General features: G+C 35.1%; 13 protein-coding genes and 1 pseudogene. 9 read left to right on the forward strand and 5 right to left on the reverse strand.

The genetic code is table 11. The features are described from left to right. The first annotated feature begins 242 nt into the window (after window positions 1-242). Both D8M04_RS17770 and D8M04_RS17775 read left to right on the forward strand, forming a co-directional pair. Window positions 243-1,538 carry an IS110 family RNA-guided transposase gene (locus D8M04_RS17770; RefSeq protein WP_121524757.1) on the forward strand — a complete coding sequence of 432 codons (1,296 nt, stop codon included), beginning with the start codon at window positions 243-245 and terminating at the stop codon, window positions 1,536-1,538. 768 nt (window positions 1,539-2,306) lie between these two features. Next, window positions 2,307-3,095 carry an alpha/beta fold hydrolase gene (locus tag D8M04_RS17775; protein WP_121524758.1) on the forward strand — a complete coding sequence of 263 codons (789 nt, stop codon included), beginning with the start codon at window positions 2,307-2,309 and terminating at the stop codon, window positions 3,093-3,095. 402 nt (window positions 3,096-3,497) lie between these two features. Here the strand turns inward: D8M04_RS17775 and D8M04_RS17780 are convergent, their stop codons facing one another. After that, window positions 3,498-3,860: a hypothetical protein gene (locus tag D8M04_RS17780; RefSeq protein ID WP_121524759.1), complete on the reverse strand. Its 363-nt coding sequence runs from the start codon at window positions 3,858-3,860 to the stop codon at window positions 3,498-3,500. Between the two features lie 279 nt (window positions 3,861-4,139). Here D8M04_RS17780 and D8M04_RS17785 point away from each other — a divergent pair, with 279 nt between their 5' ends. The 6 genes from D8M04_RS17785 (at window position 4,140) to D8M04_RS17810 (ending at window position 7,930) form a co-directional block, all read left to right on the forward strand. After that, window positions 4,140-4,976, forward strand: coding sequence for a hypothetical protein (locus tag D8M04_RS17785; protein ID WP_121524760.1), 837 nt, complete (start codon window positions 4,140-4,142; stop codon window positions 4,974-4,976). Window positions 4,977-5,080: 104 nt separating this feature from the next. Continuing rightward, entirely contained in the window at window positions 5,081-5,848 is a 768-nt protein-coding gene (locus D8M04_RS17790) for a hypothetical protein (RefSeq protein ID WP_121524761.1), read from the forward strand. A 375-nt stretch (window positions 5,849-6,223) separates the two neighbouring features. After that, a complete protein-coding gene (locus tag D8M04_RS17795) occupies window positions 6,224-6,445 on the forward strand; it encodes a hypothetical protein (protein WP_158595151.1) in 222 nt (73 codons plus the stop codon). Window positions 6,446-6,570: 125 nt separating this feature from the next. Continuing rightward, on the forward strand, window positions 6,571-6,903 hold the full coding sequence (locus D8M04_RS17800) for a hypothetical protein (RefSeq protein ID WP_121524763.1): 333 nt from the start codon (window positions 6,571-6,573) through the stop codon (window positions 6,901-6,903). A 161-nt stretch (window positions 6,904-7,064) separates the two neighbouring features. Next, entirely contained in the window at window positions 7,065-7,310 is a 246-nt protein-coding gene (locus tag D8M04_RS17805; protein ID WP_158595152.1) for a helix-turn-helix domain-containing protein, read from the forward strand. A gap of 26 nt (window positions 7,311-7,336) precedes the next feature. Further along, window positions 7,337-7,930: a hypothetical protein gene (locus D8M04_RS17810; RefSeq protein ID WP_158595153.1), complete on the forward strand. Its 594-nt coding sequence runs from the start codon at window positions 7,337-7,339 to the stop codon at window positions 7,928-7,930. 475 nt (window positions 7,931-8,405) lie between these two features. On the opposite strand, the gene D8M04_RS17815 is transcribed toward D8M04_RS17810, so the two are convergent. The 4 genes and pseudogenes from D8M04_RS17815 to D8M04_RS17830 all read right to left on the reverse strand — a co-directional run bounded on the left by D8M04_RS17815 (window position 8,406) and on the right by D8M04_RS17830 (window position 11,214). Continuing rightward, window positions 8,406-9,335 (reverse strand): 3-hydroxyacyl-CoA dehydrogenase family protein, encoded by a 930-nt coding sequence (locus tag D8M04_RS17815; protein ID WP_121524766.1) that lies wholly within the window; start codon window positions 9,333-9,335, stop codon window positions 8,406-8,408. A gap of 32 nt (window positions 9,336-9,367) precedes the next feature. Continuing rightward, entirely contained in the window at window positions 9,368-10,180 is an 813-nt protein-coding gene (locus tag D8M04_RS17820) for an alpha/beta fold hydrolase (protein ID WP_121524767.1), read from the reverse strand. Between the two features lie 408 nt (window positions 10,181-10,588). Further along, window positions 10,589-10,960, reverse strand: a pseudogene (locus D8M04_RS17825) (EAL domain-containing protein); the annotation flags it as partial. Window positions 10,961-11,046: 86 nt separating this feature from the next. Beyond that, the gene (locus D8M04_RS17830) at window positions 11,047-11,214 is read right to left on the reverse strand and encodes a hypothetical protein (RefSeq protein WP_246001337.1); all 168 of its coding nucleotides are present in this window, start codon (window positions 11,212-11,214) and stop codon (window positions 11,047-11,049) included. A gap of 253 nt (window positions 11,215-11,467) precedes the next feature. Between D8M04_RS17830 and D8M04_RS17835 the strand changes: the two genes are divergently transcribed. Next, window positions 11,468-12,649, forward strand: coding sequence for an ABC transporter substrate-binding protein (locus D8M04_RS17835; RefSeq protein ID WP_121524768.1), 1,182 nt, complete (start codon window positions 11,468-11,470; stop codon window positions 12,647-12,649). Window positions 12,650-12,771 lie beyond the last annotated feature (122 nt).

Here is a 12,771-nt window from a genome sequence, read left to right on the forward strand (position 1 = left end):
TTTATACTTCATGTAGAGCTTCCTCCTAAGATTGATTTGCTTGTGTGTGTAAATTCATCTTATCGAGGGGCTCTATTTTTTTCAAACCTGAAATTTAACGTTCTACAGGAATGCTAACGGGGCAGCATTCCTGTAATCAATGAAAATGAAGGTTGTGCAAAAAAATAACCCCCTGATAGAATAAGAGAGTCCAAAAGCTTGCCGGCATAAAGGACTGACTTATTAATCAGGAGGCTAATAAAATGAATTATAACCAAAACAAAAAGATTGCTCAAATCACTTCTCAAACACTAATTATAGGTGTTGATATTGCTAAGTTTAAGCATGTTGCCAGAGCGCAAGATTTTAGAGGAATTGAGTTTGGAGCGCCTTGTTACTTTGAAAACTCGAAAAATGGTTTCCAAGATTTTATTCGTTGGATTTCTTTTTTAATGCAGGAACAGGACATGAATAAAGTGATAGTCGGTATGGAACCAACTGGTCATTACTGGCTGAATTTAGCTCACATTCTTAAAGAAAATGATATTAAGTTTGTAGCTGTAAACCCACTCCACGTAAAGAAATCTAAGGAATTGGACGATAATTCTCCAACTAAAAATGATGTGAAGGATGCCAAAGTTATTGCACAGTTAGTTAAAGATGGGAGATACGCTGAACCTACAATTCCGCAAGGTGTTTATGCAGAACTCCGAGTAGCTAAAAAAATCCGTGATCTCTTAACTGAGGATCTACAAACTGTTCAAGGGCAAGTTCACAACTGGATTGATCGTTATTTTCCTGAGTTCCTTACTGTCTTTAAGAAGTGGGAGGGAAAGGCTGCATTACAGTTTTTAAAGCTCTATGCGCTACCACATGAATTAGTAAAGTTCTCTGATCAAGAACTATTAATTCATTTAAGAAAAGCTGTAAAACGTAGTGTTGGTCTTAGTAAAATCCAAGAGTTAAAACAAGCAGCCAGTAAGTCCATCGGACTTAGACAAGGTGCTAGTATGGCTAAATTAGAGCTAAGGACATTAATTGATAAGTATGAATTAATTCAAATCAAATTCGAAGGATTGGATTCTAAAATTGATTCATTAATCGATCGAATACCTGGTGTACAACAAATGTTGGCTATAAAGGGTGTTGGAAGAGATACAGTCGCTGGATTTTTCGCCGAAGTTGGAGATCTAAGTGAGTATTCTCATCCAAGACAGCTAATTAAGTTAGCTGGATTAAGCCTGAAAGAAAACACTTCAGGAAAACATAAAGGGAAAACTACCATTACTAAAAGAGGCAGAAAAAAATTGCGAGCTCTTTTGTTTAGAGTGTGTATGATACTTGTCGCAAAGAACTCTGCATTTAAAGCTTTGCATGCGTATTACACGCAACGTCCTGATAATCCCTTGAAGAAGATGCAGTCACTTATTGCCTTGTGTAATAAATTAATTCGTATACTTTTTTCCATTGGAAAGAAGCAATTTGAATTTAGTGAAGAAAGAATGTTAAAGGATATTCCTCATATGCAAAATGTACAGATTGTGAAAGAAGCTGCATAAGGTCAATTAATTAGATTATTATAGTTTAATTTTTATCATTTATGTTTAGAAATTTAAAAAACTGAAGCACGGATTAGTCAGCAAAGCAACTAAACTTCGGGCATGGACCCTGTGGGGCAGCATGACTGACATCCACCTCATGGTAAGGTTGGACGAAGGAATTTGAGAGCATTGACTCTGTGAGACATGAGAGGGTTGACCTCCATGAGACGTGTGGAGATCCACTTGTGCGATCATATTTTAACTCAGTTACCACTTTTTTCCTAAGGTTGGTCTAGTTGAATATAAGTCTTTTTTCTCTAATGAACCAGAATTTACCTTATCAGATAATATTAACCACTAAATCATAAATTACTAAATTTAAACTGGTATGAAAATCTAAGAAAATAAAAGAAATCGGTAGATTTCACTTTCTATATTGAGAGAGTTTAGTTTAACAAGGATTTTGATATTACAGTAGAATAGTAATATATTGATTTTGATTAGAAAGGGGTTCTAAATTGACTGCTTTACAGAAAATACATATATTTTATAAAGCCCTCGGAAAGAAAAGACCATTTATATTTGCCTGTGTGAACGTATCAGCAATAGCAATTTTATTTTTATTAGGTCATCAAATAGGGTTGGCGTTATATAACTTATTCAGGTAACGGGTGCGATTTTTTAATAAGGAATAACCTTATTTTGTTGAATTTATGCTATTAGGGCAGTTAAGCTCAACAAGGAAATTTATTTTGGTCAAGTTATAGTAGCGAGAGGAGAATAGTTATGCCATATTATATCACTGACGATGGCATCGATATATATTATGAATGTATTGGAAATGGGGAACCGTTAGTATTTATACATGGTTTAGGAGCTTCGTCTGAGATGTATAAACCTCAAGTTGAATATTTTAAAAAAGAATTTAAAGTAGTGATTATAGATTTGAGAGGCAATGGAAAATCAGGAAAATTAGAATGTCTCAAAGATGAGGTATTAGACACGCAAATAAAAGATGTCATACAAATTTTGGACCATTTAGAAATAGAACAATCTTCTTTTGTTGGTGTTTCATATGGTGGTGTTTTTATACAAAAGTTTGCAATTACTTACCCTAATGTTGTCAATTCTTTAATCATATCAGATAGTTTTTGTGATACTTCCACAGACTCCTTACAAAAAGCGTTGGCAATGTTTGGGGCAAAACAAACTTGGATTTTAAGGCTTCCTAATAAATGGTTAGCGAAACTTACAACATCATCCTATAAAAATTGGCCTTTAGCAGGTTCTGAAATGAAGAAAGTCATAGTGAATATGAGAAAACGTGAAACAATTCTTCAAAGAAAAACAATTAACAATATAAAACTTAACAATGATTTATCAACTTTAGATGTTCCTGTTCTATGCTTAGTCGGAGATAATACTAAATTAGGTATAAAAATGATGGAACAAGTAAGTAATTTGACGGACGGAGAATTGGTAGTAATTGAAGACTCTTTTGACCCGAGCAATCTTTGCCAACCCACAGTTTTTAATACAATTACACATGAATTTCTTCAAAAGGTATTCTCTTAACTTAGGATGTGTTATTTAAAGAAAGAGCAACGCTTATTTTTCTTGAAGTTATTGTACTAAAGGGTGCAAGAGTTAAAGAAGTTAAAAAATAAACAATAAGAAAACGCTTGGATTTAGTCTAAACGTTTTTGTGTGTAACTTAGTGCTCTGATATTACGGCCTTTGATACGAAATTTAAGCTGTTATTTAATGTTTTCTTCACATTAACTATAGAAGAAATACGTTACTATGAGAATAAAATTACGGAATTAATTGACGAAGCCGAAATGGAGTTACGAAAAAAACGGAGCAGAATAATTGAACAAGAAGGGGATTTTTAAACTAGAAGAACCTTCATAACTAATGCAAAAAGGCGTATCTAATAAGATACGCCTTAACTTCGGCAAATTTCAATTTACATTTTTATTCCAAATGGTATGATTCAGCAGCCTTATCAGCATGGGCTATTACTTCTAAGCTACAAGAACTCATTTTGAAAGCTTCTCTTAATCTATTGACTCTTTCCTGATTAATACCCTCAAAACCAGTATGGATATCATATAAATGAGCAAATCCGGACCAAGCCATAATCTCCTGACCTAAAAATCTGCCTCCACATTGGCTCTCAAATGTCATCTGCTCCTCGAATAATAATCTAGAGAGACCCTCAACGGTTTCACTTTGTTCATTTCTCCAAATGTCTTCCCAAAGCCCATTTGCTTCTATATAATAATTTACAATATTTTGTTCGCCTGCTATTAATTCCTGGATAGTGCGATTTGCCATGTAAATTCCTCCTTGTTAATAGTAATATTTGTCTCGATATTCTTGTCTCTTGCTAACGGTATTTCACGTTTTTGACTTTGACTATCTTTGACTTTAGTTTAATTGAATTTAAATTAATCGTCTATTATTCTGCTCACTTATTTTCTTATCATTTTTAACTTGTATTCAGCAAGCGGGGCATTTAACTAATTAAGTGCAAAAAGTCATATGAAGCAAAAGAACTATTCATCTCCGAATCAATACAGTAAAATAGCATTATTAGATTGGAGGAATTGAAAGGTGAGAAAAACAGTAATATTTTGCTTTATGGCTTTATTTATTATCCTAACTGGATGTACAAGTGAAGAAGAAAAAAAGGAAGCTGATCTACAACGATCTTTACATGCTGTACAATCTAAACATAAAGAGATTGAAACCATAATTAATCAGACTGAACTTTATAATTACATTGATGGAACTATTCAGTTTAAAGATGAGAATTATAGCGGAAAAATAAATACTGATATTGATGTTCCTATTAATGATTCATATCTTGCTTTAGAACATCTTGAACAATACCGGCTCTTAGAAGAATTGGCACAAGAAATTTTCGATTTCCAAGGTAATGGTTTCTATCTAGGTAATATAGCTATTAGTGAAATAGAATACAAGACTTTAACTTTAACATTTGGGGATGATGGGGATAATTACATTATTAGTTTGGAAAACGAGGCACCGGTATTAACAACGGATAATGTAGATAATCTGGATAATCAAATTTTCGGGAAAATTGCTGGGGAAGAATTTGTCATTAATAAATCAGGTACAGTACTTAAAGAAGGAGAATATGAACGAATAGGCTTTGCTGCATATATAAAGGAAACTGATACAGAAGAGAAAAAATCTTCAACAGATAGTGTAAATTCTCAATGGAATTCCTTATCAGCAAGCGAAAAATACAACATTGTTTCAAGGGAATTACAAACTTTAATGAATCAAGGTTACTCTGTTTACACTACTAAAGACTATTTCGTTGACGCTCTAGATGCTTTTTATGAAGGTGGGCAAACAGACTTTACAAGTATACCTGAAGCCATTCAAATGGTTGGCTTTTCAGGAGGGGCAATCTCAAAATAGGGCCTTGTTTTGTGAGAACTTAGGAAATTTTAGTGAAACAGTAACTATAATGGTAAATAGTATTACGAAAATTGAGTGATACGGGGAAATTAGGGGGGATTAATTTGTTAAGGAAATTAAATATTCGTTTCTTATTTTGGTTTTTTTTAATATTGAGTTGTATTTTAATAATAGTAATTAAATTTTCACCTTTAAAGGACATACATACTTCCCAGATAGGTTATTTATCATGGTTTCATTACGGGTATGAGTTAGGAGAGACAATTTTTGGACTTAGCATTAGCTACATAGTGAGTTGTATTTTTTACTTTATAGTTGTCTATTTACCAGAACAAAATAAACGCAAACGCGCAATGGCAATCATCGAAAATAGAATAGATAATATCCTTGGTGACATGGGAGTAATAATCTATTATTATTTTCACAAAAATAGTATTACTGAATCTAACGATGAACTATTAAAGGAGCAGGTAGAGAAAATAAATAGGATAGATCCTAATAATAAAATGAATTTTAGTTATCAATATATTGAAAAATCAACTGGTCGAAAAGTTCCTTTTGGTACTGGAGATTATACCGAATTAATGTTATTAGAAGAATATCGTTCAGGGATTCAAGGTACGATTAATAGTATCTTCCAAATACCTGTAATAATTAACATTGACCATGACTTAATAGTAATACTTGAGGAAATTAACAATTGTTTTTTATTCAGAACAGTTGCCGGATTAATAACAGCAAGAAAACTTCCAGAAAGATACAAAATAGCAACACCAGAATTCGGAAAAAATTTATTTAAATTTTACCTTCTGTATAAGGAACTTAGCAAGTACATTGAACCAACAGAATATACTTTTGAGCAAACTCCATAGAATAATAGGAATTAATTCTCCGTAATAGATTCTCAACCTTAAACAATGATGATGAATATCCGTTTAACATCTGATTATTACTTTTTGATAATATGAAGTTACCAAAATTTACAATGAAAAGACAAAAAACCGTTACTTTGAGCAATTTTGTTCAAAATAACGGTTTTTGTTATCTAGGGAATCAATATGAATTTTACTTTTTAAACTACGCAGAAACAATAATATAACATTGTATATCATAGTTATGTTGAGTAACTATACATCTGTTATAGGTGATGTTAATATTGAAAAAGTTGGTATTCTAAAGAATTCAAACTTAATCTAAGTAAAGGAGCGATTTGTATGATCTGAGCAATGAAAAGAGAAGAAGTGTTAATGGGTGCAACAGTTAGGGTGGTTAAGCCAAGCTTGTTATTACTTGAGGAAATTTCATTTAAAGAATTTCGCTATTTACATTCTTTATCAGGAAAAATGGGAAAAGTCATCGCTGTTTATTACGGAATTGGAAATAAGTCGATTTTTGAAGTTGAATTTTTTAATGGCCAATCGTATGCCTACTTGCATGAAGACGATTTATCGTTAATTTATTCAGTCTAATGCAGCAGGAGAAGATAGGTTGGCATTTCCATTTCGATTTATTCTATTTCTTCCCATATTAACAAATAAATGATATCAAACGTTTTAAGATAGGTAATAAAAACAGTATAGGTGAAAGGGTTTGTATGGTTAAAAAACTACATAAAGTTCTTGGTTTATTTTTATTTCTGTTATTAATGGGTTGTAGTGATTCTTCACTTGAAGAACCAATTATATATGAAGGTATTATACAAGGAAAATATTTCCAAAAAGGCACAGTTTCAACAGGGGTTGGGCTATCTACGGGCGGAAAACCAGTTGTCACAACAAACTCCACTTTAGACGAATATATCATCTTTGTAGATGACGAAGATTACAGCGTTTCAAAAGATATTTGGTTAAGTCTAGAAGAGGGAGCGAAAATTCAGTATGAACTGGGTTTCTGGGGGATCGAAAATATTGTAATCATGGGAGATTAGTAGAAATAAAAGGGTACAGTAAAGATTCGTAAAAGAGTTGGAACAACACTTAAGATAACTGTGCAATCATAAGTAAGCGTAAATTGCTAATGAATTACTTTTTACACGAAGATAATATATTATTGATTTATATTCAGTTAGTAGTTATAGGAGGAGAAACATTGGAACAACAGGAGTTGCTAAGTACAAAAGAAGTAGCGGAAAGATTGGGATTAACGGTTACAACGATCTATCAATATGTAAAGAATAAAAAGCTAGTACCGGTTTATGAGGACTGGACTGTTGATGAAACGATGCTGTTTTATGAATCAGACGTAGAGAAGTTAGAAAATCAACGTCCAACTGGTTATACAACTTCCGAGGTTGCGAAGAAATTAGGTGTACACCAAGTTATCGCGGTAGAATGACGTACTTTGTTCAAGAAGAAACGTTAATGGAGCTAGAACAATCCTATGCTACGGAACATAAGGTGAAAAGCTTTTTCTATCATCCTAAATGGAAATATTACCACTTTCAATCTTTTCTAAACGAACAAACGAAAGAAAAAGCTAGAATAGTAGAACTTTCAAAAGAAGAAGGCGTTGTGCTTACGGATAGTGGGGAAAGGATACCTTTGAGTGAATTGAAGCAAAGAGGATTCATCCCACTAGAACATTTTAAGACACAGAATATAATTAATAAGCCAGGATATGTTCAATTCCGCTTCGAGCAGCCAGCTTCTCTACATTCTTTCATATATGAAGTAATTGAATCGTTTTATCGTTCTCTTGGCCATAAGAATATGAAGATAACAGAAGCGGATGGATACATAAATGTTTATGTGAAGCCATTCTTAATAAAAGAAAAGGGAGAATATTATTCTTTATTAGAAGAGCATCTGGTTAGTGGAGAGATTACTCAGAGACATAATGGTATTCTATTAGATAGTGGAATCGAGAGGATTACTATCTTTCCTTCAACAAAACAAAAGCAGAAATTAAAATCTATTGCAGATAATAAGAAGTTAACCATCCTGAACTGGTCTTAGAAGTTCTTGACAATTATTTAGAAGAGTAAACAATTGATTGAAAACATCCATAATGTAAATAGGGCTAGGTGTAGGGGAGATGATTACTCTTCATCATGCTATCAAGAGCTTTTAAAAGTGATAGCAACCAATAAAAGCAGTTCATCCATGCTATGAAGGGCTTTTTAAAGTAAAAGCAATCAATAAAAGCAGTTCATCCATGTTATGAAGGGCTTTTAAAAGCAAAAGCAACCAATAAAAACAGTTCATCCATGTTATGAAGAGCTTTTAAAAGCAGAAGCAATCAATAAAAGCTTTTCATCCATGTTAAACTGCTACTATATGTCCTTTAGGCGTGAAAATCAAATGCATATGAGGAACATATCGTTCATAAGAACTTGTCTCCGAACCACGGAAAACAGGGACGAATGGCACCATCCGCATTCTGATCATACTCTATGCGGTCATAGGAAGCACCAGAACCGTCCCCACGCTTCTATTTCCCTTTAATTTCCCCTAGTCTAATAAAATTACGATCCCTTTTTTCGAGTGCCTTTTCTACAAGTGTTTCAGAGTAGTTGTAAATGCCCTCGCCAGCTTTCGTTCCTAATTTTCCCTGACTTATTTTTTCATTAATAAAGGAAGGCACTTTTTCAGCCTGGGATAACTCTGGTGCCAAGTTTTCCACCACACTCTTCCAAATATCAAGACCTCCATAATCCGCCGTTTCAAGTGGCCCGATGAAAGCCCAACGGAACCCTGGACCAGCCGTTAAAGCCAAATCTATACTTTTCGCATCTGCCACTCCTTCTTCGAGCAAATGAAACGCCTCACGGACAAGCGCTGCTTGCAGACGGTTGGCAATAAATCCAGGAATATCCCTTTGCAACACAACGGGCTCCTTACCAATTTTTTTCATTAATGCTACTGTTTGGTCGACGACTTTTTCAGGTGTCTCATCCCTTTTTACGATTTCTACTAAAGGAACGAGCTGTGCCGGATTGAAGAAATGGGTAATAATAAAACGCTTACTATTTTTCATACTCTTAGTTAATTGCTCAAGAGAAAAGGTAGACGTATTGGAAGCAATAATGACCTCTTCCGGAACAAGTTCATCCAATTGGCGATATAGTTGATGTTTAGCATCTAATACTTCGATGATTGTTTCCGTGATGAAATCTGTATCACCGACAGCTTCCTTAAGGTCTGTTGTCACCGTAATACGGTTCAATGCTTCTTCCTTACGTGCTGAATCTATCCTTTCTTCCTGAACTAGGAGAGTAAGATTCGTATTAATGAGTGATAGTGCTTTGGAAAGGTACTCTGTTTTTAAATCATATAAAGCTACAGAAAATCCTGCCAGTGCATAATTTTGAGCAATACCATGTCCCATGGTTCCTGCACCTAAAACGGTTATTTTTTGCATCGGTTTTCATACTCCTTTCTAAATAGGTAAAATTAAGATAAACTTGCTATCTCATTCATCACCTCTGTTAATTTAGCTGGATTTTCTGAAACTAACATATGTGTGCAATTTTCAAATGGAATGACTTCGGAATTAGCTATGTGTTGGTGTAAATATTCTGCAGTTTCTTTGGAGTAGAGGGTACTTTTTTCACCATATATTATTTGGGCAGGAACGGTAATTTTCTCTAGAACATCTCGGTAATCGTTTACAGCCATCGCATGCCACATTCCAGCAAGAACGAATGGAGAGTTAAGTTTCATTCCTTCCATTAACTCTTCAAACATCTCTTCTGTGATATAAGGTATCGAAATTCTCATGAACGAACCGCAAAACTCTTCCATATTGTTAAAGATTCTAGTCAGATCATGATGGGCGTCTTCTAATTGATATTTTCCATGGAAAAGCCCAAGGTTCCAGCTTTCATCATTAACTAATTTCGGAGTCATATCTAAAAGTGTTACCGATTTCAATCTGGAATTGCCAAAGGTTCTTACATAATCAAATATAATGGAAGTCCCCATCGAATGACCGGCTAATGTCACGTTATTCAAATCCAGGAATCCCATTAATTCTTCCAGGTCCTGGGCAAATCTATTCAATGTATATCCAACTTGGGCCTTTTCAGAGCTGCCAAATCCTCTTAAATCATAGGAAACGACACGATAACTCTCACTTAATGCTTCAAACGTTGGCTCAAAACTGGTATGATCCATTCCCCATCCATGAATGAATACGATTGGGTTTCCTTCTCCTTTTTCCTGGTAGTATAATTTCACACCATCACTAGTCTCGAAAAATGCCATCATTATTCCTCCTTTATATTTTACTATTATTCTATCAATAATAAAATAGTATGAGAAGTGATAGGGAGCGAGAGGGGGGAGCGTTAGGGACGTTTCCTTTTCCCTCTTTTTTCACAAGAGGTGAAACAGCATTTATTACAACGAAGAAAACGTTAAATTGATAGTTTTATAATAACGATTTCGTACTGGATGGAATAGAATCTTTATTCACTAATAGGATTGGGACAATCTGTTTCTCAGCCGAATCTCAGAGGTATTATGAAAAGGACTTCGAATAGCGGATTGCCTTTATTCCGTCTATTTAAATTTAAAGAACTAGCTACCCTGCAGCCAAGTAAGGTGGCTGTTTCAAAGTGCACAATAAAAACACTCACTCGAAACGAAAAAATAGGTTGAGTGAGTGTGTATTCATACTTTAGAAAGGAAAGAATAATTTTTATCGTGGTTAAGTATCCATTCACCAACCACATCTGGCTTCATCGGCTTGCTGTAAAAATACCCCTGCATGACTTGGCAGCCAAGTTCGCTTAATGACCTAACTTCGTCTTGACTCTCTACCCCCTCGGCAATGACCTCCAGTCCAAGACTTTCTGCCATGACAATTATGGCATGAATGATCGCACGTTTACTCGGCTTTTCCAAATCATTGGTAAATAATCGATCTAATTTTAGTGCATCTAGGGGAATTAAATCAAGCAGCCCAATCGAGGAGTAACCTGTCCCGAAATTATCCATAGAGACCTTTACACCTAATGAACGAATGTGTATAAGCTGGTGCTGAAGAACGCTGGTGTGTTCCCTATTGCTTTAAAATAAAGTGATTTGAAAGAATCCGGTGTCAGCCCCCACTAAGTATAATTGTCAGTTCATTGATGGTGAACTGTAATCCAAGAAGGTAAATTCATAGATGTAGTAGCTTCTGCATATGAGAGTTGGCTACAAGGTAATGTTGGGACAAAAATACATGCTTTTAGCTTTTCTCCTGTGTCTCGATCAATGACGAAGGCTGTGGAACCCGCCCAATCGAACTCCATTATTTCCCCTGGTTTTCTGCAAATACGCAACTTAACTTTGTATTTATCTACGGTAATGACGCACACTATGCAAAATGTACTAAATGAAAAAAATAGCTGGACTATGTATCTATTAGGATTTATAATATTATAAATAAATAAAATAATTAGTATATGTCTTATTTTCAGATAACTAATCAGAATAATACATAAATAACGAAGCAGCATGATATAAATTATCTGAAAAAGATAATGAAAGAGGGGGAATTTAGTCATGAGGAAAAGCGTCATTAAGATTCTTTTCACCGCAAGTTTACTTGGAATGGTACTTGCTGCTTGTGGTTCGGGAGATTCAGGAGCTACTAGTGATGGTGGTGGGGATACGATTCATATTGGTGTGAACATGGAGCTGTCTGGAGCGGTTGCATCCTATGGCCAATCAGATACGGAAGGGATTGAGCTAGCTGTTGAGGAAATCAACGAAGCTGGTGGTATCGATGGGAAACAAGTAAAGGTGACGAAGGTTGATAATAAATCCGATGCAGCGGAGGCAACGAATGCGGCAATTAAATTAACGAGTCAAGATAAGGTTACCGCGATTATTGGAGCTGCTACGAGTGGAAACACAGTAGCCCAAGCGCAAATTGCAAATGATACGGAAACAGTGCTACTCTCTCCTTCAGGGACGAGTCCGAATGTTACGATCACAGATGATGGGACATTGAATGAATTTGTTTTCCGCACATCCTATATTGATCCGTTTCAAGGAACCGTAGCAGCAAATTTTGCAATCGATGACTTGGGGATTAAAAATGCTGCCATTTTAGCAGATAATGCGAGTGATTATGCGAAAGGGCTAGGTTCCGCTTTCAAGGAAACGTTTGAAGCTGCAGGTGGAACGGTTGTATCGGAAGAGGCTTATGTTGCGAAGGATACCGACTTTCGTTCGACGTTAACTCGTATTCAGTCCGCTAATCCAGAATTCATTTTTATTCCTGGATATTATGAAGAGGTAGGATTAATTATAAAACAAGCCCGAGAAATGGGGATCGACGTACCACTCATGGGTGCGGATGGTTGGGATTCCCCTACCCTCGTAGAGTTAGCTGGTGCTGAAGCATTGAATAATACATTTATTACAAACCACTATTCATCGGAAGATCCAGATGAAACAATTCAAAACTTTGTAACGAAATTTAAAGAAAAATATGATGGAGCATCACCTAACGCCTTTCATGCACTTGGCTATGATTCTGTCTACTTATTAGCCGATGCAATCGAGCGTGCAGGAAGTACGGAATCTACAGCAATAAAAGACGCACTAGAAGAAACGAAGGAGATAAAGCTCGTTTCAGGAGTTGTTACGATTGATGAGGATCATAATCCAATTAAATCAGCAACAATCTTAGAATATGTCGATGGAAAACAAGTGTTTAAAACAAAAATTAATCCGTAATACCTGTAAAAAATGCCTGTAGTAATGATAACTTACAGGCATTTGCTCTTATCTATATAGACAATTTGTAAATGGGAGAAGGGTGTTCTCCCATTTCTAAACTCATAATTTATAGGGGTGGG

Origin of the sequence: Oceanobacillus piezotolerans (assembly GCF_003665065.1) — a bacterium.
Classification (GTDB): Bacteria; Bacillota; Bacilli; order Bacillales; family Amphibacillaceae; genus Oceanobacillus; species Oceanobacillus piezotolerans.